The 22,891-nt window shown below is 40.4% G+C and carries 22 protein-coding genes; 16 read left to right on the top strand and 6 right to left on the bottom strand.

From position 1 onward, the window contains the following. Window positions 1-34: 34 nt before the first annotated feature. The 4 genes from A5888_RS03240 to A5888_RS03225 all read left to right on the top strand — a co-directional run bounded on the left by A5888_RS03240 (window position 35) and on the right by A5888_RS03225 (window position 5,959). Window positions 35-2,218, top strand: coding sequence for an alpha-galactosidase (locus tag A5888_RS03240; RefSeq protein WP_086347805.1), 2,184 nt, complete (start codon window positions 35-37; stop codon window positions 2,216-2,218). After that, the gene (locus A5888_RS03235; RefSeq protein WP_086347804.1) at window positions 2,212-3,015 is read left to right on the top strand and encodes a hypothetical protein; all 804 of its coding nucleotides are present in this window, start codon (window positions 2,212-2,214) and stop codon (window positions 3,013-3,015) included. The genes A5888_RS03240 and A5888_RS03235 overlap by 7 nt, the downstream gene beginning before the upstream one ends. A gap of 73 nt (window positions 3,016-3,088) precedes the next feature. Further along, window positions 3,089-4,681, top strand: a complete 1,593-nt coding sequence (locus A5888_RS03230) for a glycoside hydrolase family 43 protein (protein WP_170924689.1) — start codon at window positions 3,089-3,091, stop codon at window positions 4,679-4,681. Window positions 4,682-4,747: 66 nt separating this feature from the next. After that, window positions 4,748-5,959, top strand: coding sequence for a glycoside hydrolase family 28 protein (locus A5888_RS03225; RefSeq protein WP_086347803.1), 1,212 nt, complete (start codon window positions 4,748-4,750; stop codon window positions 5,957-5,959). A gap of 15 nt (window positions 5,960-5,974) precedes the next feature. Here A5888_RS03225 and A5888_RS03220 read toward each other — a convergent pair whose 3' ends face one another. Continuing rightward, window positions 5,975-6,397 (bottom strand): MerR family transcriptional regulator, encoded by a 423-nt coding sequence (locus A5888_RS03220; RefSeq protein WP_086347802.1) that lies wholly within the window; start codon window positions 6,395-6,397, stop codon window positions 5,975-5,977. A gap of 71 nt (window positions 6,398-6,468) precedes the next feature. On the opposite strand from A5888_RS03220, the gene A5888_RS03215 reads away from it, so the two are divergent. Then, complete coding sequence (locus tag A5888_RS03215) at window positions 6,469-7,467, top strand: aldo/keto reductase (RefSeq protein WP_086347801.1); 999 nt, start codon at window positions 6,469-6,471, stop codon at window positions 7,465-7,467. A gap of 76 nt (window positions 7,468-7,543) precedes the next feature. Here the strand turns inward: A5888_RS03215 and A5888_RS03210 are convergent, their stop codons facing one another. Then, window positions 7,544-8,437, bottom strand: coding sequence for a helix-turn-helix transcriptional regulator (locus tag A5888_RS03210; protein WP_086347800.1), 894 nt, complete (start codon window positions 8,435-8,437; stop codon window positions 7,544-7,546). 287 nt (window positions 8,438-8,724) lie between these two features. On the opposite strand from A5888_RS03210, the gene A5888_RS03205 reads away from it, so the two are divergent. After that, the gene (locus tag A5888_RS03205; RefSeq protein ID WP_086347799.1) at window positions 8,725-9,705 is read left to right on the top strand and encodes a DMT family transporter; all 981 of its coding nucleotides are present in this window, start codon (window positions 8,725-8,727) and stop codon (window positions 9,703-9,705) included. A gap of 184 nt (window positions 9,706-9,889) precedes the next feature. Here A5888_RS03205 and A5888_RS03200 read toward each other — a convergent pair whose 3' ends face one another. Beyond that, window positions 9,890-10,552 carry a phage head-tail adapter protein gene (locus A5888_RS03200; protein WP_086347798.1) on the bottom strand — a complete coding sequence of 221 codons (663 nt, stop codon included), beginning with the start codon at window positions 10,550-10,552 and terminating at the stop codon, window positions 9,890-9,892. 162 nt (window positions 10,553-10,714) lie between these two features. Continuing rightward, window positions 10,715-11,581: a LysR family transcriptional regulator gene (locus tag A5888_RS03195; protein WP_339101909.1), complete on the bottom strand. Its 867-nt coding sequence runs from the start codon at window positions 11,579-11,581 to the stop codon at window positions 10,715-10,717. A 110-nt stretch (window positions 11,582-11,691) separates the two neighbouring features. On the opposite strand from A5888_RS03195, the gene A5888_RS03190 reads away from it, so the two are divergent. From A5888_RS03190 to A5888_RS03160, 7 genes are all read left to right on the top strand, one after another. Next, complete coding sequence (locus A5888_RS03190) at window positions 11,692-12,255, top strand: DapH/DapD/GlmU-related protein (RefSeq protein WP_086347796.1); 564 nt, start codon at window positions 11,692-11,694, stop codon at window positions 12,253-12,255. Between the two features lie 50 nt (window positions 12,256-12,305). After that, entirely contained in the window at window positions 12,306-12,833 is a 528-nt protein-coding gene (locus tag A5888_RS03185) for a cyclophilin-like fold protein (protein ID WP_249274405.1), read from the top strand. A gap of 22 nt (window positions 12,834-12,855) precedes the next feature. Continuing rightward, entirely contained in the window at window positions 12,856-13,602 is a 747-nt protein-coding gene (locus tag A5888_RS03180; protein ID WP_086347795.1) for an SDR family oxidoreductase, read from the top strand. Between the two features lie 227 nt (window positions 13,603-13,829). Continuing rightward, window positions 13,830-14,495 (top strand): response regulator transcription factor, encoded by a 666-nt coding sequence (locus A5888_RS03175; RefSeq protein WP_086347794.1) that lies wholly within the window; start codon window positions 13,830-13,832, stop codon window positions 14,493-14,495. An 88-nt stretch (window positions 14,496-14,583) separates the two neighbouring features. Continuing rightward, complete coding sequence (locus A5888_RS03170; RefSeq protein ID WP_086347793.1) at window positions 14,584-15,498, top strand: ATP-binding cassette domain-containing protein; 915 nt, start codon at window positions 14,584-14,586, stop codon at window positions 15,496-15,498. Next, window positions 15,491-16,234: an ABC transporter permease gene (locus A5888_RS03165; RefSeq protein ID WP_086347792.1), complete on the top strand. Its 744-nt coding sequence runs from the start codon at window positions 15,491-15,493 to the stop codon at window positions 16,232-16,234. The genes A5888_RS03170 and A5888_RS03165 overlap by 8 nt, the downstream gene beginning before the upstream one ends. A gap of 73 nt (window positions 16,235-16,307) precedes the next feature. Further along, complete coding sequence (locus tag A5888_RS03160; RefSeq protein ID WP_339101908.1) at window positions 16,308-17,141, top strand: HAMP domain-containing sensor histidine kinase; 834 nt, start codon at window positions 16,308-16,310, stop codon at window positions 17,139-17,141. 187 nt (window positions 17,142-17,328) lie between these two features. Here A5888_RS03160 and A5888_RS03155 read toward each other — a convergent pair whose 3' ends face one another. After that, the gene (locus A5888_RS03155; protein ID WP_249274404.1) at window positions 17,329-18,150 is read right to left on the bottom strand and encodes a sortase domain-bontaining protein; all 822 of its coding nucleotides are present in this window, start codon (window positions 18,148-18,150) and stop codon (window positions 17,329-17,331) included. A 204-nt stretch (window positions 18,151-18,354) separates the two neighbouring features. Between A5888_RS03155 and A5888_RS03150 the strand changes: the two genes are divergently transcribed. Next, window positions 18,355-19,845, top strand: coding sequence for a helix-turn-helix domain-containing protein (locus A5888_RS03150; protein ID WP_086347790.1), 1,491 nt, complete (start codon window positions 18,355-18,357; stop codon window positions 19,843-19,845). 330 nt (window positions 19,846-20,175) lie between these two features. After that, window positions 20,176-20,529, top strand: coding sequence for a hypothetical protein (locus A5888_RS03145; RefSeq protein WP_086347789.1), 354 nt, complete (start codon window positions 20,176-20,178; stop codon window positions 20,527-20,529). 146 nt (window positions 20,530-20,675) lie between these two features. On the opposite strand, the gene A5888_RS03140 is transcribed toward A5888_RS03145, so the two are convergent. Beyond that, entirely contained in the window at window positions 20,676-21,353 is a 678-nt protein-coding gene (locus A5888_RS03140) for a cyclic nucleotide-binding domain-containing protein (protein WP_086347788.1), read from the bottom strand. 288 nt (window positions 21,354-21,641) lie between these two features. Between A5888_RS03140 and A5888_RS03135 the strand changes: the two genes are divergently transcribed. Continuing rightward, window positions 21,642-22,568, top strand: coding sequence for a phosphate/phosphite/phosphonate ABC transporter substrate-binding protein (locus A5888_RS03135; protein WP_086347787.1), 927 nt, complete (start codon window positions 21,642-21,644; stop codon window positions 22,566-22,568). The last annotated feature ends 323 nt before the right edge of the window (window positions 22,569-22,891 follow it).

The following is a 22,891-nucleotide window of genomic DNA, read 5'->3' as shown; positions in this document are numbered from 1 at the left end:
GAGAATAACTTGGAAGAGGAAAGGGTGTCATGAGATGAATGTCAAAGGCTTAGAAACGTTACATTTAAAGACCGAAAATACGCAGCTTAGTCTCGTTGTTTTAGAAACTGGACATGTAGTACTAGCTTATCTAGGAAAAAAAATTCCGACTACTGACTTGAGCTATTTGATTTCAGAAATTCCACGGGCTAGTTATTTAGCGGATGCTGATCGTATCAAAGATTATAAGCTGGAACAAATGCCCTTGATCTATCCGGGATTCGGTAATCCAGACCTAGGACTACCTGCCCATCAGGAGGTTTATGGCGATGGGAGTCGAATTTCTGATTTTCGTTATCTTTCTCATCGTTATGAATCAGAAAAAGAAGAAATTAAGGGTCTCCCCTTTTCTTGTTCCTCGAATGTTCGTTACTTGGTCGTTGTTTTAGAAGACACGCTAACAAAAAATCAGTTATATTTGAAATTCACCGCCTTTATTGAGCAAGATGTATTTTCTCAATCAGTAGAGTATCATAATTTATCCGGCCAGCCAGTCGTTCTTCAAGAGTTATCTTCGTTACATTTGAGTCTTTTAACAGATCAATGGAACTTGATTACACTGAATGGTGCTTGGGGTAGAGAAAACCAACTCAATCGACGACCGTTGACTCAGGGCTTTCAAGGAACAGAAAGCAGAAGAGGGGCTAGTGGTCATGGGCAAAATCCATTTGTCGCATTGGCTTCTCCACAAGCAACTGAACAGGTTGGGGAGGTCATTGGCACTGCCTTGATTTACAGTGGCAACTTTAAAGCGACTGCAGAAGTCGATATGCACCAAAATACACGGTTACAATTGGGAATCCATCCGTTTGAATTCTCTTGGGAGCTGCTTCCAGGAAAAAGCTTTCAATCCCCAGAGGCTGTTTTTCTCTACACGGATCAAGGGTTGAACCAACTAAGTCAGCTTTTCCATCGGTTTGTTCAAGACTGTGTAATTCAAAGTCCTCTGAAGCAACAAGAGCGACCAATAATAATCAATAATTGGGAGGCTACATATTTTGATTATGACCGAGAGAAGCTTCTTTCATTAGCTGGAGAAGCTGCCGAGGTTGGGGCGGAGCTGTTTGTGTTAGATGATGGCTGGTTTGGTAACAGAGAGGATGAAACTAGCTCATTAGGGGATTGGTACCCGAATGAGGAAAAATTGGGTGGTGATCTGCTTGCACTGATTTCTGATATTCATCAATTGGGGTTAAAATTCGGGCTGTGGCTTGAACCGGAAATGATTTCTGAAAATAGCCAGCTGTATCGACAGCATCCAGATTGGGCAATCCAGGTGCCAAATCGCAAACCGCAGTCCGTTCGTCATCAATATGTGTTGGATTTGACCAAAAACGATGTTCAAAATTATTTGATTCAAACAATAGATGAGCTGTTGGTAAATCATCCCATTGACTATATCAAATGGGATATGAATCGCAATATTACGGATAACTATTCCTCAACATTATCACCGGAACGACAACCGGAATTTTCTCATCGCTATATTTTGGGGCTTTATCATGTTTTAGAGGAGATAACCAAGCGTCATCCAAAAGTGCTCTTTGAAAGCTGCGCAGGAGGTGGTGGGCGTTTTGATTTAGGAATGCTCTATTATACGCCGCAAATATGGACCAGTGATGATACGGACCCCATTGCTCGCTTGAGTATCCAACAGGGAACGTCATTGATTTATCCTCCGGTGACAATGGGCGGGCATATCTCAGCAAGTCCGAACCATCAGGTAGGACGCTATACACCACTTGCTAGTCGAGCTGCTGTAGCTCAACAAGGGAATTTCGGATTGGAGCTAGATTTGATGAAGCTGACAGCTACGGAAAAGCAGAAATTATCAGCAATTATCGCACAATATAAGAAGGATCGACAGACATTGCAGTTTGGCCGACAGATACGATTAGCTGTTTATGATCCGAAGAATGAGGTTGCTTGGCAAAAAATCAATGATCAAACTGGCGCTAGTATTGTCACCCACATCAACTGCTTATCTAAGCCTAATACTATACCCAAAAGGTTGAAGCTGCTTGGTTTAGAGCCTCATGCTCATTATCAGATCGATCGGGTCGTAAGGACAGGTGCAGAACTGATGTCGATTGGGTTAGCGGTGCCAAGACCCTCAGAGGATTTTTTTGCTACGCAGTGGCGATTAGAGAAAATAAAAAAGGAGCAACCGTTATGTTGACACTGAAATTATTGAACAAGGACGGGGAAAGTGTCAGTGAACGAGCGCATGAGCAAGAAGCCTATTTGGCTTTCAAAAATAGAGTTTATGAGCCCGGAGACACAATCATTTTGGAAACGTCGAAAGTCGATTGCTTTGTTTGGGTTCAGGTAGATGAAGCACTCGCACCAAGCTTGCTTTATCTGAAAGAGAAGCGTTGGGAATTTCCAGTGGTCTTATCCGAGGAGCTGCGTAGAGCATACTCACCGAAAGTATTTAGCGGCACCCGTCATTATATTAGAGCGTGGCTTCCTCGAGAGGATGAGGTCAATGGCTATCGTAACTTAGCCTTCAATGCTCATGACCAAAAGCAACAATCACAGGCCTATCCTCATGCTTTCGCGAATGTGGAAACACGAAATGATTCGACTTTTTTTGCTCGAAATGCGATTGATGGGCTGATTGCAAACGAGAGTCATGGCTCGTTTCCTTATCAATCTTGGGGTATCAACCAACAAGCAGATGCACAGCTTACGATTGATTTTGGACGTAAGGTACGGCTTGATAAAGTGGCACTGATTTTACGTGCGGATTATCCCCATGACAGCTACTGGACAGAAGCAACACTGGTATTTGATGGAGAAAAACAGCAGCAGTTAAAACTGACAAATAAGGTAGATCGTCAATATTTCTCTTTCTCAAAAATAGAAACAACACGGGTCATTTTAAAAAACTTAATCAAGCATCAGGATGAGTCACCGTTTCCGGCACTGACACAGCTAGAAATATTCGGTATGGAAGTTGAAGAACAACGATAAGAGAATCAGTAAATAAAAAATAGCTGTGTTTGGCTTTGAAGCGTTGATTATTAAGAATGAGGAGGTGATTGTAATGACAAACAGAATCATGAATCCGATTTTACGTGGGTTTCATCCAGATGCCAGTGTGGTAAAAGTGGATGAGGACTACTATATGGCAACTTCGACCTTTGAGTGGATGCCAGGTGTTGAGATCTATCATTCACGCGATTTAGTGGATTGGCAACTGATTGCAGAGCCGTTGCAGACTGTAGATCAGGCAAATTTGATCGGCAATTATAATTCCGGCAGCATCTGGGCACCACATCTGAGCTATTCGGAGGGACGATTCTGGCTATTGATAACAGATGTGAAGACTGGAACAGCATTCAAAGATACCTTGAACTATGTCATGAGTAGTGAACAGATCAATGGTGATTGGGGAAAGCCGGTTTTTGTAACAGCCAGTGGGTTTGATCCGGCCTTTTTTCATGATGACGATGGCAAGCATTATATTATGAGCATGCTGTTCGATCATCGTTTGGAAAAGCCGAATTTTTCTGGATTGGTTATTCAGGAATTTGACACGCAGTGTATGAAACTGGTAGGAGAGCGACGCCATTTTTATGATGGAACTGATTTAGGCGTTTGTGAAGGACCTCAGCTATTAAAACGAAATGGTTGGTATTATCTTTTATGTGCCGCTGGAGGAACAGGGTATTCTCATGCTGCGACGATTTGTCGCTCAAAAGAATTGATGGGTCCGTATCAGATTTCTCCATATCATCCATTACTGACAACAAAAACTGATCCCGACAATCCACTACAAAAAAGTGGGCATGCCTCATTTGTAGAGATCAGTGAAGAAGAATGGTATATCGTTCACATTTGCGCTCGACCACTGACGAAGAGGGGGTATTGCCCCTTAGGTAGAGAAACTGCATTACAAAAGCTTGAATGGATCGATGATTGGCCTCGATTAGCAAATGGAACGATGTATCCGGATGTGCAGGTGGAAAGACCAAGTATTGGTGTAGGTGTGATCCAGCAGAATGATTTCAGTAGCTTTACCGATTTTGAAGAGAAGGAGTTGCCTAAAACGTTTAAATCTTTACGTCGTCCATTTAGTGAAGCAACAAGTCTAAACGAGCGTCCTGGTTGGCTTCGACTTTACGGAGAACAGAGCTTGAGCAGCGTGCATCGTCAAACCTTGATTGCCAGACGTTGGCAGCATATGGCATTTTACGCTGAGACGAAAATGACGTTCCAGCCAAAAAGCTTTCAACAGTTGGCGGGCTTGGTTTTATATTATGATACAGAAAACTGGCATTATCTCCATGTATCTTATGATGAGACGCTTGGACAGAAGTACATTCAGGTGGAAACAGCAGAAATCAATCGCTTTCGCTATGCCTCAGAACGTATTCCAATTTCTTCAGATGAGGACATCAGGTTGGCTGTTCGAGTTGATAGAGAACACGCTCAGTTCTATTTTGGCTTAGCGGAGGATGAGACGTTACGAAAAATTGGTGAGGTCGTTGCTGCAGACCGTTTGAGCGATGATTATATCAAGGCGAATGGAAAGTTAGCTTTCACAGGAGCAATGGTTGGAATTTGTGCGCAGGATATGGATGATCATAGTTCATACGCAGAGTTTGATTATTTCAGCTATCAGGAAAAACATTAAAGAATTATTTTTGCGGCTGTCTATTTTTTGAAATAGCAGACTAGAGAACGAAGTGAGGAGGAAAAAATGAGGCATGTAGTTGTTAGTGTTCATGATTTTGGAGCGATTTCGTCAACAGAGATACTACAAACACAAGCAATCCAGTCGGCAATCGATTGGTGCGTCAAAGTAGGAGGTGGTGAAGTCCGTATTCCAGAGGGGAACTACCTCATCGGCTCTTTAAGATTGTATTCAAATATTACGTTATATCTGGAAAAGAATGCTTGTTTGATAGGAAGTAAAAACAAGAATGACTATGAAGATTTTAACGTTCCAACGACGATTGCCTATCTTCATGATCCGTTTTATAAAAAAGAATGGCATTTACCAGACTACTATTTTTATGGAATGATCACAGCATTTCAAGAGGAAAATATCACGATTATTGGAGAATCTGGGGCGAAAATCGATGGACAAGATACTTTCGATGCCAATGGGGAAGAACAGTTTCGTGGACCGATGGGAATCATTATGTCCGGTGTGAAAAATCTGAAGCTAGAGGGTTATACATTTCAGAATAGTGCCAATTGGAGTCACACGCTTGATGGCTGTGATGGAATAGAAATCAATGGATTGACTATCAAAGCCGGTCATGATGGGTTCAATTTTCATCATTCTCAGAACATACAGGTTAGCGACTGTATAGTAGAGACAGGCGATGACTGCTTTGCAGGATATGATATCAAGAACCTAGTTGTTCGAAAGTGTCAACTGAATACAGCATGTAACAGCCTACGATTGGGCGGTCAAAATCTGAGCTTTGAGGGATGTACATTTCTTGGACCGGGGAAATATCCTCATCTATCAGAAAACAGTTACTATACGCACGCTTTTTTCAAATTTTACTCAATAGATGCGGATATGATCGCTGGTCAAGCGGAGAATATTTCCATTTGCGACTGCAAAATTGATGATGCAGAAAAGCTTTTTGTCTATGATTATGGGAAAAAAACGTTGATGCAGAACCATGTTCCACTAAAATCATTAACTATCAGGGACACTACAATCTCCAATATGAGGAAGACCTCCATTTTTAAAGGAAACGGAGAGCAAGGTCGATTGATCATTCAAAATAGCACACTTGATCATCCGTCAATCCTTCCCTTTTTGGAAATTGATGACTCAATAGAACTGGAAGTAGACAATGTTGATTTCATGCAAGAGACAACGATTATTTGCGGTAGCAATCGCATCATATGTGAAGGGGTGACTACTTTCAAATGGTCAGCCAGGACCTAGAGGTCCCATAGAAAATCAAATCCTTGGAAACACTTTATCTCTGTATTCATCCCACTCAGGCAAGGGTTGCTGCGCTTGCTTAGCTTGGCAGATGTCCTGATAGAAAGCGAGCTTGCGTTGCACATGCTGCATATTTTTTTGAAGATTCTCGATTTGGGCGGAGACTTTCTCCGTGTGTTCGGCTAAAAGCTCGACCATCTCCTCGTTTTTATTTGTATCCTTTTCATAAGAGAAAAAGGTCTGTAGTTGAGCAATCGACATACCCGTTTCCTTGAAACAGCATAATGCCTTTAATCGATGAAAGTGACATTCCTCATAGACTCGGTGCTTTCCATCGCGTTTAATATCAGTCAATAAGCCGACTTCTTCATAATAACGCAAGGTGGAGGCTGGTAAAGCAAATAACTCAGATAATTCTCTGATTGAATAAGTTTTCATCAGTCATTCCTCTTTTCTACTTTACTTCAAGTGTACTTGAAGTGTTATGCTCTTGTAAAGAGGTGAAGAGAATGTATCAAGCAAATGAAAAACGTTATGAACACATGGAGTATCGTCGAGTTGGCAAGTCCGGATTAAAACTTCCGGCAGTTTCTTTAGGCTTATGGCATAATTTCGGGGATGTCGATCCAATGACGAACCAAAAGGAAATCGTGCTGGGCGCATTTGATAGAGGGATCACTCATTTTGATCTAGCAAATAATTATGGACCTCCTTATGGTTCAGCAGAGAAGAATTTTGGTCGAATATTGAAAGAAGAGCTGAGCAGCTATCGGGATGAGCTGATTGTTTCTTCAAAAGCAGGCTTTGATATGTGGGATGGTCCTTACGGCGAATGGGGGTCTAAAAAGTATTTAGTTGCCAGTTGTGACCAGAGCTTACAGCGTTTAGGATTGGATTATGTCGATATTTTTTATCATCACCGTCCGGACCCGGATACCCCATTAGAGGAAACTGCTCATACATTGGATTTATTAGTAAGACAAGGAAAGGCTCTGTATGTAGGTGTTTCTAATTATTCAGCTGAGCAAACAAAAAAAATTGCAGCACTTTTCAAAAAAATGGGCACACCATTCATTATCCATCAACCACGTTATAATATGTTGGATCGCTGGATCGAAGACGGCTTGACTGATGTGCTGGCAGAAGAAGGAATGGGTGCTATTGTGTTTAGCCCGTTGGCTCAGGGGATTTTGACTGATCGCTATTTGAATGGTATCCCAACAGATTCGCGTGCTGCCAGATCCGATAGTCGTTTCCTTTCAGCAGAAAATGTAGAGCCAACGATTCAACTAGCTACGAAGTTGAATACGATTGCCAAAGAGCGGTACCAGACACTTGCTGAAATGGCATTGGCTTGGAATCTACGTCAGCAAACAGTTGCCAGTGTCCTAATTGGTGCCTCCCGTTTGAGTCAGCTAGAGGATAATTTGAAGGCCTTGGACAATCTTGATTTTTCTGGAGAAGAATTGAAAGAAATCGAAGCAGTACTATCTGAATATGTGGGATAATCTACTTTGCTAAACCCTTTTGAAACCAAGGAGTATTACGTTGCGACAGCGTAATACTCTTTTTATATACTGAAGCCTATTCAGCTTTATATTTCTTCCGATATTGAAGGGGAGATAGCTGATAGTTTTTTTTGAATCGTTCAATAAAGTAACTGACTTGGGGAAAGCCTACGGATTCAGCTATCTGAGAAATTGATGCGTCAGAGGTCAATAATTTCTGTTTAGCAATGTTTAGGCGATAACGGTTAAGATAGCTTATTGGAGAATAGGAGGTATATTTTTTGAAGATATCATTGCATTTATTTTTATTTATCAATGCATAGGTTGATAGCTCAGTAATAGTTACTGGATCATAGAAATGGTTCTCCATGTATCGCAATAATTGATTGAATAATTCTAAATCATCACTGACCGGATAGGTTGTAGATAGATCAAAATGAGCCAAAATATCTTCGAATAGTAGTGCAAGGGTATTGCTGACAGAGAAGTATAGAGCAGTAGTTTCTTGTTTCTCAAGGTAGTTCTCTAATCGCTCTTTTTGTTCCTTCGAAAGAGGAACTATTGCATGAGTGAATGCTGGATTTTCGATTAAAAGGAGTAAGTAATTTTCCAATATAGCCGGGCTGAAAATAGAACGATCAAAGTTGATACATAAGGTAGCTGCATCTTGGGTCACAGTTGCGGAACTATGTAGCTGTTCTCTATTGATGATGACTACTTCTGAACGGTCGATCACAAAGCTTTCCCCGTTGATCGTGTAAGCAAGACATCCCCGATAAACCCATGTCAGTTGTAATTCAGGATGCCAATGAAAGGGGATGATGTCCATTTTTGAATGGCTGTATTCCTGGGTGAAAATCGATAACGGAAAATCAGGAGATGCATAAGTAATATGCTCCTTGGACTGGTCATCGACCTCAAGCTGTGTTATTTGGCCTTGTAGAATACTTTTCGCAATGCTATTTTCCAAAGCGATACCTCCTTTAAATCATAAAGTAATTTGATAGTTCAGACTGACTAAACTATTGTTAAATAGAGAATAGCATAGTTTACACGCAATGTATATTTACATAAATCTGATATTTTTGAAGTGAAATCAGATAGAATAGTCATCTGGAATCATCTATTATTCTATTATAAAGAATTAGCTAAATAAGTTGAGACAAACGATTACTTGATAGAGAAATACAAAAAGGGTTGGTGAGGCTTGTGAGTCATAAGGTGAAAGGGATCTTTCTTGCTTCCTTAGGAGGCTGTATGTGGGGGATATCAGATACATTTGCGGATATTCTATTTCGGTATTATTCAATCAGCTCAGAAGCATTGGTCAGTATGCGGATGCTGTTTGCGGGTATGCTTATTTTGCTGTATACCACGATTGTACGCAAGGAAAAAATTTTTGCTGTATTTCAGAATAAATCTGATACCATCTCTCTGCTATTATTTGGAATTGTTGGGATGGTCGGTTGTCAATTTTTCTTTTTTAAATCCATCGCTATCAATGGGGCTTCATTAGCGACGATTCTTCAATTTACATCACCGATCGTGATTTATTTTTATTTACTTTTGAGAAAAGAAAATAAGCTGAATGTTGTTGAAATTTTCCTGATCTTCTTGACTTTTTTTGGTGTGATGCTGATTTTAACTACTGGCTCAGCTAGTGTATTTTCTATTTTAGGGCTATTGATAGGAGGAGCTTCAGCGTTTGGTGCGGCGTTTTATACTGTACAACCGCGTATGTTGTTAAAAAAATATGGTTCCCCTGTGATTGTCGGATGGGGCATGTTATTTGGCGGTCTTGCGTTTCAGTTCATTCATCCATTTTGGCAGTTGAGCATTGAAGTGACCCTCCCTAGTATTCTACTGCTTTTGGGCATTATTGTTTTAGGTACAGCAGTCGCTTTTATTTCATATTTATCCAGTATGGCATACATCGAAGCACCGCTTGCTAGTGTATTGACCGCATTAGAACCATTAGTTGCCTCTTTACTGGCGGTCATGATTTTTGGTAAGAGCTTTGGCTTTCTGGAATTATTGGGTATCGCCCTTGTGTTGATAGCTGTTACGTTGCTTAGTTTCGTTGATAGAAAGATAAAAAGCCAGCCGGAAGAGGAACCACATGAAGAGTGTGGGACATATAACCTAATTCCACCCTCCTTTATACACCCAAAACCGAATAAACGGCGAGACAGAAGCAACTTCTTCGACAATAAGTCGAAATTCAACAAAAATTTGTGATGAGGCAATTTTCGTGAATTCCGTCTTATTGCTTGAAGCTAAACACTTCTGTCTCGACCTCTTTGATCATATATCAGCATTTTCACGTAATATACTTTTGATCGATTTGAGTACGCAGTTTTTATAGAAACGACAAGCAAGAAGTGGCAATAAGCTTCTTGCTTGTCGTTTATTAAATATATCGTTACTTGTTTGGATAGAGTTTATCTTGAATGCGCTGGCTGGCTTGAATATGCATGATCCAATGACGTGAAAAAGGCATTTGAATCAAGCCCTTAACATCTTTTTTACACCAATAGTCTATGAGCCAAGCCGCCTCTTCATTCCTACTAACCACCTGTAAAGCCTTGAGATGAGCTTTATGTTCATCTGTCATTTTCCGCTTCGAGTCGGAATAAGCAAGCTTTTTCAGGATAGTATCAGTGCTTTCTTTTACCTCTGCGCTGTACTGATACAATTCCTCCAAGTCTAATGTCTCAGAAAAATCTGCAATCTGCTGCTTTACTAGCTCATTTCCTGTTGTAATAATGGGTGCCCCAATACGTTCCTTATAATTTTTGGCAAAGAAAATCTGCTCATCGCCATTAATAAGTGAATGTGCCGCAATATCTTCTATTCTAAAAATATGCCAGATAGAGTAAGCAATCGTTTTGTTATGATACCCCTTGGCATTGATAAAAGGGATCGCGTGGAAATCCTCTTCGACAAGCTCAGCTTTAAGCTGATATAATACCTCCATCAACTCGTGGCGCAGGTCCAAAAGTGTACGAATACCGGCGTCAAATGTTTGTTCTTTTTTCAATTGGTTTTGTATGATTTTATGCTGCACAGACCATTCCTTGTTCATTTTCCCCACCTCGTAATGATTCATTTAGTAAAGTATAGCATGTGTCAATCAAAGGAACAGTCTTGACTTTTTATAAAAAATTTAGCACAGCATAATCAAAATTGATTTTTCCTAGACCTTGGGAAGCCAATGATTTCCCAAAACCAGCTTTTGCGTTACGAGTCAATCCGCCTGCAATAATTGTAAAAAAGCTTTAGCTGCATTCGAAAAAATCTGATTTTTCTTCCAAATGATATTAATGGATGCAGTCAAAGGCGGTGAGAAAGGGATGAAGGATAAATTAGTATTTTCTGTTGCAACGATCCCATCAATACATAGCGCGCTGGCGACGTTTTGTTTGACCAATACTGAAGCATTGTATAGTAAGTTGTATGTTCCAATAACGGTAAGATGATCGAGATTCCCACCCAGCCATTCAGACAGCTGATTATCAACCATGGATTGATTGGAGACTAATAGTGGCGTATTGCGAATGTCTTTCGGCGTCACTGTTTCTTTTTGCGCTAATGGATGCTGCTTGTTTACTAATATGCCCCAGTGGTCTGATAAGGGCAATCGAAGGTATTCATATTTTTGCTTTTCAACAGGATCGATGATGAGACCGAAATCCAGTAAGCCTTTGTCTATTTTCTCCAGTACATCATCTGCATTTCCACTATAAAGGCGAAGGTTGATATCCGGGTGTTTTTCTCTTAGCTCCTGTAAAAGAAGAGCTACAAACTCAAACGATTGTGTCTCACCGCCTCCGATGGCTATTTCACCACTGATTACATCTTCTGACATCAGATTTGCAGTGGTTGCATCGATCAAGGATAAGATTTCTTTTCCTTTATTTGCCAGATAAATGCCTTCTTCGGTTAATGTGATTGCCCGATTTCCTCGTGTAAATAGGGTCACACCAAGCTCTTCTTCAAGCTCCTTTAGCTGTTTTGATAGGGTTGGTTGGGAAAGGTGGAGCGCTTCAGCCGCTTTACTGATTGTTTTTTCTCGAGCAACCGTTAAAAAATAGTTTAACACTCTCAATTCCATTTATATCACTTCCTATAGTTTTTTATTATAGTTGGCTATTCTATATAAGTATTAGTTAAGTATAACGGATTTTTGTATAATTAGGCTAGTAAAACAAGGGAGGAAACGAAATGACAGATTTTAGTTTGCAGCAGCGGTTGCTCGATAAAGAGATCCTACCTGATTCACACTTGAATAAGGAGCTTCACTTAGTAAAGCTAAACAATGAACGCTTATTGGTAGAAATCAACACGCACTATCATACCAATGAAGAAATGCTGCGTTATCTTGAAACGATCACTGGTCAGAAAATCGATGCATCAACAACTGTTTCACAACCTTTCTATAGTGACTTTGGCAGACATATCAAACTTGGAAAAGATGTCTTCATCAATAAAAATGTTACCTTTGTTGATTTAGGTGGAATCACAATCGAAGACCATGTATTGATTGGTCCGAGTGCACGACTGATCACGGTCAATCATTTGCTAGCGCCTGAAAAACGTCGCGGTCTGAGTGTTGCACCTATTTTGATCAAGAAAAATGCGTGGATCGGTGCCAATGTGACTATTCTGCCGGGGATCACTGTGGGAGAGAATTCGGTGATAGCAGCGGATTCTACAGTAACAAGGGATGTTCCTGATAATGTGATCGTGGCTGGTAGTCCGGCAAAAGAAATGCGCAAAGTCGATTAGCAAAGTGTACAGCTTAAAAGCTCGAACAGAGAGAGTGAGGAAGGCAAGAAATGAATCAATCAAAAGCTAGTATACGTCAAATATTTCCATTCCTACTTCTAGCTGGCAGTTTCATTTTTGTTGGCTGCACATCGAGTTATACGACAAATAGCTTAGAACCACTAGTTTCAGAATCAACTGAAGCATCAACCATGTTTCGACAATCGATGAATCAAGAGAAAGAAGCGGCGCAAATGACCACAAAACATTTGAGAATCGAAGAAAAAGTTTTTCAACTGGATATGGTCTCAACTGAGACTGCGAAGACGCTGGAAGAAATGCTTCCAATTTCTTTATCAATGGAAGATTTACATCGAAATGAGAAATATGTCTATTTATCAGAGGAGTTGCCTACAGCACCAGAAACGATCGGATGGATCGAAAAAGGAGATGTACTGCTGTTTGGTACGGATTGTCTAGTGATTTTTTATGAAAGCTTTGCTACAGATTACGTCTACACTCGAATAGGAAAAATTAGAGAAGCCGATGCATTGGATTTTCTTAAGGATAGAGATACGATACAGTTACACATAGAATAAACATATATGAGGAGAGATAGAAATGGCTATTAAAGACAAAGTTGTTATAATTACAGGTGCATCATCAGGAATTGGAGAAGCAACTGCTAGACTGTTAGCGGAAAAAGGCGCTAAATTGGTCCTTGCAGCACGCAGAGAAGAAAAGCTCAGTAAAATAGTTGAGGATATCAAGCAACAGTCTGGTGAAGCTGCTTATCAAGTAACAGATGTGACAAAACAGGAAGACAATCAACGTTTAGTGGAATTTGCCAAAACAACCTACGGAAAAGTCGATGTTATTTTTCTAAATGCCGGCATCATGCCGAGTTCTCCGCTATCTGCTCTAAAGGTTGAGGAGTGGGATCAGATGATCGATATCAATATCAAAGGGGTCCTAAATGGGCTAGCTGCTGTTCTGCCATTCTTTGTTGAACAAAAATCGGGACATGTGATTACCACATCTTCTGTTGCAGGACTCAAGGCTTATCCTGGCAGCGGGGTTTATGGCGCAACGAAATGGGCCGTTCGTGATTTGATGGAGGTCTTGCGGATAGAATCCGCACAGGAAGGAACCAATATTCGAACAGCAACTATCTATCCGGCTGCAATCAATACAGAGCTGTTAGATACGATTACAGATAAGGAAACAGCAGAAGGAATGACTAGCCTGTATCAGCAACATGGGATTACACCGGATCGAATCGCCAGCATTGTTGCCTATGCAATCGACCAGCCGAAAGATGTGAATGTTAGCGAATTTACTGTAGGACCAACAACGCAACCGTGGTAAGAAACTAAGGAGTGACTAAAAATAGCCGTATCCCGTAAAAAAGGATGCGACTATTTTTTAGTTAGGTGTGTATTTGATTCACGCTAGTGCGTATGAAAGGTTAAGAAATGACTATTTTTCTTCAAAAAAGGACAACCATATGGATAAACTGGCTTATGATTAAGATGAGTTTTCTGATTACAGATGGTTTATTTATTGAAATGCTTAGTGGGAATGGGGAATAGCAAGTGAAAAATATACTGGTTATTGATGATGATATACATATTAGCAATCTGCTTGAAGAAATGCTTACGCAAGCAGGGTACAGTGTGTCACGTGCGTATTCAGGAACGGAGGCTTTGCTACTGTTGGCGCAATCTGCGCCAGACCTTATTTTGCTTGACTTAATGCTTCCGGGATTGAACGGGGAAGAGGTCTTACCGAAGCTTAAGGGAATTCCCGTGATCGTTGTCAGTGCGAAAATAGGCATAGATAGCAAAGTCAGCCTATTATTGGATGGTGCAGCAGATTATGTGACGAAACCTTTTAATGGAAAAGAGTTGTTGGCGCGAATTGCTGTACAACTTCGACAGACAGCACAAATCAACACAAGCTCATTCTTAACTTTTAGAGAATTGAGACTTGATTGCAACAACCGTAAATTAACAGTTGACGACACCGAATTACGAATCACGCGTACAGAATTTGCGATCTTAAAGCTGTTGATGCAAAATCCCACACAGGTTCTGACAAAATCACTTCTGTTGGAACGGATAAGTGGTGATACGCCGGATGGCACAGAAAGTTCGCTCAAGATGCATATCAGCAACTTACGTAAAAAGCTTCGGGAAGTGACTGGTAAGGAGTATATCGAGGCCGTCTGGGGGATTGGGTTCAAATTGCAAGCAGAGTAAATATTTACCTTTTCTTTACTATTTTCTTTACCGCTTTCTTTACAGTTTTTCATTAGAATACAAGTATCAACTAAAGGAGGCGAAATAGATGGATTATGTGCTTCAAACCCATCAATTATTTAAGGAGTACGGAACATTTAAAGTATTGACCGGTGTATCAATGAATGTACCGAAAGGGGCGATTTATGGCTTTGTAGGCAAAAATGGCGCGGGGAAAACAACCTTGATTCGTTTGATTTGCGGATTGCAGCAGGCATCTTCCGGGACCTATACGCTTTATGGAAAAAAGAGTACGGAAGATGAAGTGTTCAAAGCTAGAAGGCGGATTGGCGCAGTAGTGGAAACACCGTCGATTTATCTTGATTTAACAGCTGAAGAAAACTTGAAACAGCAATACCTTATCTTGGGTCTGCCTTCCTTTGAAGGCTTACTAGATATTTTGAAATTAGTAGGACTGGAGAATACCGGGAAAAAGAAGGCAAAGGATTTTTCTCTGGGGATGCGTCAACGATTGGGGATTGCTATAGCGCTTGTTGGTGATCCGGATTTTTTGATATTAGATGAACCAGTAAACGGACTGGATCCTGGGGGAATCATTGAAATCCGTGAATTGATTTTGACGCTTAACCAAAAACAGCAAATAACAGTATTGATTTCAAGCCACATGTTAAATGAACTGTCCAAGCTTGCCACACATTATGGATTTATTCATGAAGGGAAAATTGTTAAGGAAATGGATGCTGCAGAATTACAGGCAGTCAGTCGGAAATGTGTTCGAATAGAAGTAAATGATACAATGCTCCTTGCAAGAGTGTTAGACGAAATGCACATCGATTATAAAATCCTTTCGACTGTTCAGGCAGATATTTATGCAAAGGTAAATGTTTCACAATTAGCGGCCGCTTTGGAAAAATTGAATGGCGAGATCATCACTATGAGTGAACGCGATGAGAATCTGGAAAGCTACTATATGAATCTTATCGGAGGTGGCAGCTATGTATAGATTGATATCTGCTAATTTAAGTCGTTTGCGGCTCACTTCTTCTTTTTGGATGACAATTGCTTTCATGGTTCTTCTGGAGAGCTTCTTGGGTATTCTTATATTGGGACAGGAGTCTATACGCATGGATATCCTTTTATTCATGTCCTTGCAAATCATCGGAATAGTCACCTCTGTTTTCCTAAGTCTATTTTTAGGGACCGAATACAATGATGGAACGATTCGCAATAAGATTGTTGTTGGGCACAAGAGAAGCCATATTTATTTGGCAAGTCTGGTTACAGCAATCACGGCCATCACGATTGTGTATTTTGCTTGGTTTGTTACAGGAGGTCTGTTTATCCTTTTCACACAGGCATCGATAGATAGCCCAATTGGTCAAATTGTTTTGGCTGGACTTGTGGGCTGGTTGGCCTGCGTGTTATATAGTGCGATTTTCACGCTGATTGGTCTCCTTTCATCAAGTAAAGCGAAAACATCGATTTTTTCTATACTGACTGCGTTTCTATTACTATTTGGTGGTTTACTTTGTTACTCATTATCCCAACCCGGTTTTCTTTCAGAGCTGGAAATGGCTATCTTTCAGTTTTTGTTGGACGTCAACCCATTTGGACAGACCTTCCAAATGATGGCAGTTGGAACGGAGGTATTGTTGAAACTTAGTGTATATTCCTTGCTGCTATCCATTATCCTCACAGGAAGCGGCATGGTCATTTTCAATAAAAAAGATTTAAAATAAAGGCTGGTGAAAAAAGTTGTCCCTTTCTTTAATCCTGTGTGTTGTTTTACTGGTTATCGTAGGTGTTCTTGCGTTGAAAAATAGTCTTTTGAAAAAAAATCTGAATGAAATCAGTCAGGAGCTTAGTACTCTTGTATCAACACAATCCAATACGCTTCTTTCTGTGTCTACGGGTGATAAACAAGTAAAACGGTTAGCTAATGCGCTGAACCACCAACTTCGGATAGTGCGTAAACAGCGACAGGAATACTTAAGTAAGGACCGGGAACTCAAGGAAGCTGTGACCAATATTTCACATGATTTACGTACGCCGCTCACCGCCATTTGTGGGTATCTTGAGCTTTTGGAAACTGAAGAGAAAGCAGCTAATGTTACTCGTTACCTCGAGATTATCAGGAATAGAGTAAATATGATGGAAACGCTGACAGAGGAGCTTTTTAGTTACTCTGTGATTATCAGCTCCGAAAATGAGGCAACGAAGGAAAGGGTCATACTCAATGATATCTTGGAAGAGAGTATCGCCGCCTTTTATGGTGTACTCAAAGAACGAGGCATTGAGCCGGTTATTCACTTGCCGGAGCAGAAAGTGAGTCGCTGTCTACCACGAACTTTGCTTTCTCGGATGGTCGCCAACCTTTTAAATAATGCAGTCAAATATAGTGATGGAGATTTAATGATTACATTATTGGAAACGGGAGAGCTTACTTTTACGAATACAACCACTGCTTTGGATGCTGTTCAGGTAGGTAAGCTGTTTGATCGTTTCTACACAGTTAATACTGCAAAGTATGCGACTGGTCTGGGATTGGGAATTGCCCGTACTTTTGTAGAACAAATGAATGGTCAAATTTCTGCTGAATATGAGGAAAATAAGCTGAGTATCTGTGTACGATTTCCGGAAAGTTAGGAGTAAGTTATTCAATTGCACCCAAGTGAAGAGGGCAAGATTATTCTGTTAGCAAGGGTATTGGTCACAGCTATTAGATGCTATCGAGGAAAGGGTGATGACGAGTCATTGGAAATAGCAAGAAGGCAAGGACCACCATCAGACGGACCTTGCCTTTTTGTTTTATATTTCAATGCATTCGCACATTTTATTTATAAGCTAAAACAAATAGATTCACATCATCATTAATACAAGTCTGTAACGTGATTCGTTCACCACCGCCTGTACCAACAGTCAGATCCCAGACATCTTGTCCAGATCCTATTTCTTTACCATAGTCATCTACCTGCATGACGGATTGAACGGTGTAAGTAGTAGGTGTTCCGGCGCTATCAGTGACAACGATCTGGCTACCGCCTCCTACACTAAACAGTGCAGAGAACGCACCAGGATTGTGTCCGATAATATGGGTGTTCAAGCCATCGTCTCCGGATTGAATGGGCGCACCGCCCCATGTAGCAGCAACGCCGTTGGGATTGCTGTCAATGATTCCTTGACCACTACCTGTTCCACCGTTTTGATAAGGAATCGCTTGTCCGGCGATATAAAGTGTCATTGCTTGGTAAGCTTGTGCAGTGCTGGTTTCCGCAGCTGCAGCTGGTTGTTCAGCAGTTAAGTCATTTGAAATGACTTCTGTTTCTGCTGGTGTAGCTACGGGTTCTATGGCAGGTTCTTCCGCTACTGGTGCTGCTTCTACAGGAGCGGAGACTTCTGCAGAGACAGGTTCTGGTGCTACAGAATCTTCACTTTCAGTAGAGTTTCTTGTGGATTCAGTACTTGCTTTTTTCGCTTCAGAAGAGCTCGTTTCTGTTGCTGATGCACCTGTTTTTTCTTGAGAAGCCATTTCTTCCACCGTTGATTGAATCATCTCTGTATTTTCTGCTGCAATCGTATGATCGAAAAATGCGGCGCCGCTTAGTAAAACAGCCACTCCTATTGGTAATAATAATGTCCATGTTCTTTTTTTCATGAGAATCCCTCCAATTGGTGAGATCATCATCTATCGATAAATGTGACTCTTGCTTTCACAACTTCATCATAATGATTTTGCCCGATTTCACCTAATTCCCTGTTTATAGAAAGGAGCAGAAAATGGTATAATTATTGTTATACTAAGGGGTGTTCATGTTTTACTATAGACTTGGAAAAAGTTGAAGTAAGGGAGAGAAAGGAAATGGAGCGTCTATTATCAAATGAAATGAATCGTCGCGTACTACTATTGAATGATTTGTATAGTGCAACAGATTGGTTGACTTCAGAAAAGCTTGCCAAGAGTTTAGACTGTTCTGTCAAGACTCTGTTTTTGGACTGCCAGTATTTGGAAGAACGCTGGGGAGATTATCTGACGATCGAGACATCGAAGAAGAGCGGCATTAAGATGATTACAGCGCCCCATCACTCCATTCATGATATTTATGCAGAAATTATCAAGGAGGCACCGGCGTTTACGTTATTAGAGGCAGTTTTTTTTCATCCAAATCATGAGTCAGAGTATTTCGAAGAGAAGATGTTTATGAGCAAATCGACGTTATACCGCTTGACGAAAAAAATAAATATTTCGCTAAGAGATCGAAACTTAAAATTATCACAAAAACCATTCTATTTATCTGGTAAAAAAGAACGGCAGATTCGGTATTTTTTTGCCGCATATTTTCTTGAGGTCTACGGTATTCATTACTGGCCATTTTCTCTGGACAAAGAAAAAATCTTAGATTTTGTTCGGAAAATCGATCATCAGTTTCAGCTTGATTTGACGGATATCCAAGTGATTCATCTTGTTTTTTCTATTGCAGTAACGATTATTCGGCAGCAACAGGGCTATTATGTGCAGATTCCTCAGCAGGATCGTGAAGAGCTTTTGAAGGAACAAGAGCAATTGCTCGGATACCAAGCAGAGATATATGCTTTTACAGGAGTTCATCCTGGAGATATACCTGAGTTCAGATATGAGGATTTTATCTATACATTCTTTTGGTGGAATTTCGGCTGGGATTCTATGCAGGAAAAGCAAAAAATTAAAGAAACCGGTCAGATGTTTGTCCAAACTATACAGCAAAGCTTGACGATTTCAATCACCTTAAGGAGTCAACGAAAAATCACTCGCTTGTTTCAGAATATTTATGCCCTTCATAAAATGTATCCTTATAAAAAGTATATGATTTATGATCGTTTTTCCTATTCAAGTAAATCGATTCGTCAAAACTATGTTGTTTTTACAGCAATCGTGGAGAAGCTCTTAGATACAGCAGAGGAGCAGCAACGGTTTCCATGGAAAAGCTTGTATCTGGATGAGATGCTCCATGAGGTCATGATTTATTGGGAAGATTTGCCTACCCATATGGACAGCTTACGGAAAACCGTTACCGTGTTGGTTATGAGTGATCTAGGGCGTGAGCATGCGCGATCGTTGGTTAATCAATTAAACAGTGCGTTTCAGAAAAAAATTGCTGTGTCCTATCTGGAGCACGCATTGTTTGAAGGAATGAGTATGGCGAAGGGGAGTACAGATTTATATGTTGCTAATTTTTCGCCGGACAATCTACCGGAAACACAGTTGATTGTTGTTGAAGATGTATTGTCATCCAAAGATTTGAATGATCTACGTGATTTCATTGACCGAGCACGTCTGATATTGCCAAAGGATATACCTTATTTGCAACAATGATTGGTTGTCGAATGAAGAGTCATGTCTAGAAATATATCAAAGGATCTTTAAGAAGTGAGACTTCATTAAAGGTGAATCGGTATCATACTTTGTGGGCTTGTTAAGCTTTTTGAGATTGCTTTGGGAACACCGTTTATTCGGGTTCTTGGAGTTGGGTATACTTTTGTCACAACCTATTGCTTTTTAATTTTTCTATGTTATGGTTGAGAGAGTTATGCTATTGGGAGGGGATTATCTTGCATGAATGAGCTGGACACACGGAAGTGCCAGTCGTCATGAGGCTTCTTTGTGTCTTATTCGCGAATGAATAAAAGATGAAGGAGAATAGACATGATCATAGTTAAAGGAAACGATTCAAGAAAGATTGAAAATATTTGGGACTTAGTAAAAAAGGAACACTCTGGAAACAAGGTGGCAATTGTCAGTCAAAAAGGCGGCATTCCTCATAATTTTGTACGCGGAAAACAGATGCATGCCTATGAAACATTGGAGTCAGACGATCTGCTCAAAGGTGTAGAGCAATTTATGCAATCGATTCGGGGTCGTTTTGAGGCGATCGTTTTGTACGTAAACTGTGAACATCACCTCGTTGATTCCATCAAAGAGTTATCGGATAAGTACCAGCAGAAAGTATTTTTGACCGTTCATGATGATGAAACGATCTTAGCTATAGAAAACTATTAAGACAATCATTATAAAACACCGGCACTTAATTTGAGGCCGGTGTTTGTTTTTTTATGTGAATCCATCTATTAAGAGTAGTCTCTGAATTGGAGTGTACAGTTGCTTTTCAACAAGAGCTTGTTTCTTTTTTTTAACGTCTATGCCTACTATTTTTTTATCTGGCTCATGTTTTCGGCTAGCTTTTCTAATTCACTCATGTCTTGAATTAAATAAGTGTTCTTTTTCTTTTCAAGAATTCCAGCATCACGAAAGCTAGTAATTGTTCGTAAAAGGTGACGATAGCTCACATTTAAGATCGCTGCACAGGTCGTCAGCTGAAAAGAGAAGACTCCTTCTTTGTGGTGAGTCAAAATGAATTTTGCTAAGCGCGTTTCGACAGGCTCTGTTAACGAATTGGCTAGATTGATTCCTGAATTTAGACGATAGCTCAGGATTTGACAGATATTTTGTAAAAACCGAACATCCCGTTGTAACGTTTTTCTGTGTTGATTCAATGGAACTGCGACACAGACACATGGTGTTACGGCCTTCACGCTGCTTTTAGGCAGCAACCCCCACAAAGAAGATGCTTCTCCAAGAGGGGTGCCGGGTTTTGTATAATCAATACAAATATTTTGTGTACCGGAGGTGTAGGAGTAGACCATCACAACACCATCGACTAAGAAATAAAGAAAATCCGAAGCTGTTTCCGCATGGATAAGATGGTCTTCTTTTTCAAATGAATATAGAGAAGACATAGCTAAAAGGTCTGTATCCATATAAGATTGTAAATCATGATTTTTTATGTAAGCTGCTAAGCGTTCGTCGTTCTTTATTTTTTTCATGAACAGCCACTCCCTATGTATTTTGCTTTATTATAACGTAGAATCTCTCCTCACTCAACACGAACGATATTCGACAGTTTTCGTAAATTGTTTGTGAAAATTGTGTAAAATAGGACACAAGTCACTTCCAAAATTTTAAATCCTTGCTATTATTTAGACGTACGATATGAAACCTGTTAACTATTTTTCTCTCTTCTACTTATGTAGGCTGAAAAGTGTACATAATATAAGAAAGACTGTTTATCGGTATTCATATAAAAAGAAATTAATTTCCTAGGAGGAGAAAAGATGCAGTTCAAGCAATTGGTAAAAGGGTTTATGGGTGTTATGTTGTTAGCAGCATTAACTGGATGTGGTTCAGGTAATTCAGGCAAATCTGATGAGGCTGCAAAAGAAAAGCTAGTCGTTCAATTTGTACCAACGAATAATGATGGCACGATGGAAGCGAAAGCAAAACCATTTGCTGAATATCTTTCTAAAAAGCTGGATCGTGAAGTGGAAGTAACTCTGGCAACAGACTATTCTACCATCGTTGAAGCGATGTCTTCCGGGCAAGTTGATGTGGGGATCATGCCACCGGCTGCCTATGTTCAAGCGAAGGATATGGATGCAGCTGAAGCAATTTTGACCTCTCAGCTTGGCGATTACGATCAAAAAACAGGCTTACCATTAGAGGGTGAATTGACGAATACCTTCAAAGGAGAAATTTTGGTTCGTGAGGATAGTGGGTTGAACAAGCTAACGGATTTAAAAGGGAAGAAGATTGCCACGCTAAGTCCAAATTCAGCAAGCGGTTATATCTATCCCGTTGCAGAGCTAAAGGATGCTGGTGTGGATCCAACGACAGATGCAACCTTGACAACTGTTAATGATATTCCAAGTGAGATCACCGCTGTATTAAACGGACAGATGGATGCGGCTTTTGTATTCGAAGGAGCAAGAAATGTTTTTGGATCAAGCTTCTCTGATAATGATTTGTTCAAAGAATTAAAAGTGCTTTATCTTACTGAAGGAGATATCCCGAATGATGCTATTGCAGTACAGCCGAAGATGGATGACAAACTGAAAGAAGAAATCAAAGAAGTCTTTCTTGGAATGAAAGATGACGAAGATGGCGCAGAAGCTATGTCATTGTGGGGGCATCAGGGGTACGAAGAGGCCGCCGACTCCGCGTATGACACTATCAGAGAATATACTGAAAAAGCAGCAGAATAAGAGTTTGGAGAGGAGTGTGGGGCATATAACCCAATCCCACACTCCTTTATACACCTAAAACCGAATAAACGGCGGGACAGAAAAGCGGTTCAAGTGCCCTGCGTTGCCTCGAGTTGCCAGTTCTACTTTTCTTATTTTCTAGATAGGCTAGACATTCTTTCCACCATTCATCTACATGAAAATTAGTGGACTGGAAAGATAATAGTAGAATGGTATGCGTAAGGATAGTTAAAGGAATTTGAGAAAATTCCTCCCTTAATAGGAATTAGCTAATCGCAGAGGCAGCAACTATCAGCAGCGAGCTACGTCAATGTCCGCTCAAC

Origin of the sequence: Enterococcus sp. 9E7_DIV0242 (assembly GCF_002140975.2) — a bacterium.
Lineage (GTDB): Bacteria > Bacillota > Bacilli > Lactobacillales > Enterococcaceae > Enterococcus_L > Enterococcus_L clewellii.
Note: the sequence above shows the minus strand (reverse complement) of the source record. Positions and strands in the feature narration are given on the sequence as shown.

Excerpts from the sequence above, each read along its gene's own strand:
- A5888_RS03240 (WP_086347805.1), top strand. The coding sequence starts at position 35 with ATGAATGTCAAAGGCTTAGAAACGTTACATTTAAAGACCGAAAATACG.
- A5888_RS03235 (WP_086347804.1), top strand. The coding sequence starts at position 2,212 with ATGTTGACACTGAAATTATTGAACAAGGACGGGGAAAGTGTCAGTGAA.
- A5888_RS03230 (WP_170924689.1), top strand. The coding sequence starts at position 3,089 with ATGACAAACAGAATCATGAATCCGATTTTACGTGGGTTTCATCCAGAT.
- A5888_RS03225 (WP_086347803.1), top strand. The coding sequence starts at position 4,748 with ATGAGGCATGTAGTTGTTAGTGTTCATGATTTTGGAGCGATTTCGTCA.
- A5888_RS03220 (WP_086347802.1), bottom strand. The coding sequence starts at position 6,397 with ATGAAAACTTATTCAATCAGAGAATTATCTGAGTTATTTGCTTTACCA.
- A5888_RS03215 (WP_086347801.1), top strand. The coding sequence starts at position 6,469 with ATGTATCAAGCAAATGAAAAACGTTATGAACACATGGAGTATCGTCGA.
- A5888_RS03205 (WP_086347799.1), top strand. The coding sequence starts at position 8,725 with ATGTGGGGGATATCAGATACATTTGCGGATATTCTATTTCGGTATTAT.
- A5888_RS03200 (WP_086347798.1), bottom strand. The coding sequence starts at position 10,552 with ATGAACAAGGAATGGTCTGTGCAGCATAAAATCATACAAAACCAATTG.
- A5888_RS03195 (WP_339101909.1), bottom strand. The coding sequence starts at position 11,581 with ATGGAATTGAGAGTGTTAAACTATTTTTTAACGGTTGCTCGAGAAAAA.
- A5888_RS03190 (WP_086347796.1), top strand. The coding sequence starts at position 11,692 with ATGACAGATTTTAGTTTGCAGCAGCGGTTGCTCGATAAAGAGATCCTA.
- A5888_RS03185 (WP_249274405.1), top strand. The coding sequence starts at position 12,306 with ATGAATCAATCAAAAGCTAGTATACGTCAAATATTTCCATTCCTACTT.
- A5888_RS03180 (WP_086347795.1), top strand. The coding sequence starts at position 12,856 with ATGGCTATTAAAGACAAAGTTGTTATAATTACAGGTGCATCATCAGGA.
- A5888_RS03170 (WP_086347793.1), top strand. The coding sequence starts at position 14,584 with ATGGATTATGTGCTTCAAACCCATCAATTATTTAAGGAGTACGGAACA.
- A5888_RS03165 (WP_086347792.1), top strand. The coding sequence starts at position 15,491 with ATGTATAGATTGATATCTGCTAATTTAAGTCGTTTGCGGCTCACTTCT.
- A5888_RS03155 (WP_249274404.1), bottom strand. The coding sequence starts at position 18,150 with ATGAAAAAAAGAACATGGACATTATTATTACCAATAGGAGTGGCTGTT.
- A5888_RS03150 (WP_086347790.1), top strand. The coding sequence starts at position 18,355 with ATGGAGCGTCTATTATCAAATGAAATGAATCGTCGCGTACTACTATTG.
- A5888_RS03145 (WP_086347789.1), top strand. The coding sequence starts at position 20,176 with ATGATCATAGTTAAAGGAAACGATTCAAGAAAGATTGAAAATATTTGG.
- A5888_RS03140 (WP_086347788.1), bottom strand. The coding sequence starts at position 21,353 with ATGAAAAAAATAAAGAACGACGAACGCTTAGCAGCTTACATAAAAAAT.
- A5888_RS03135 (WP_086347787.1), top strand. The coding sequence starts at position 21,642 with ATGCAGTTCAAGCAATTGGTAAAAGGGTTTATGGGTGTTATGTTGTTA.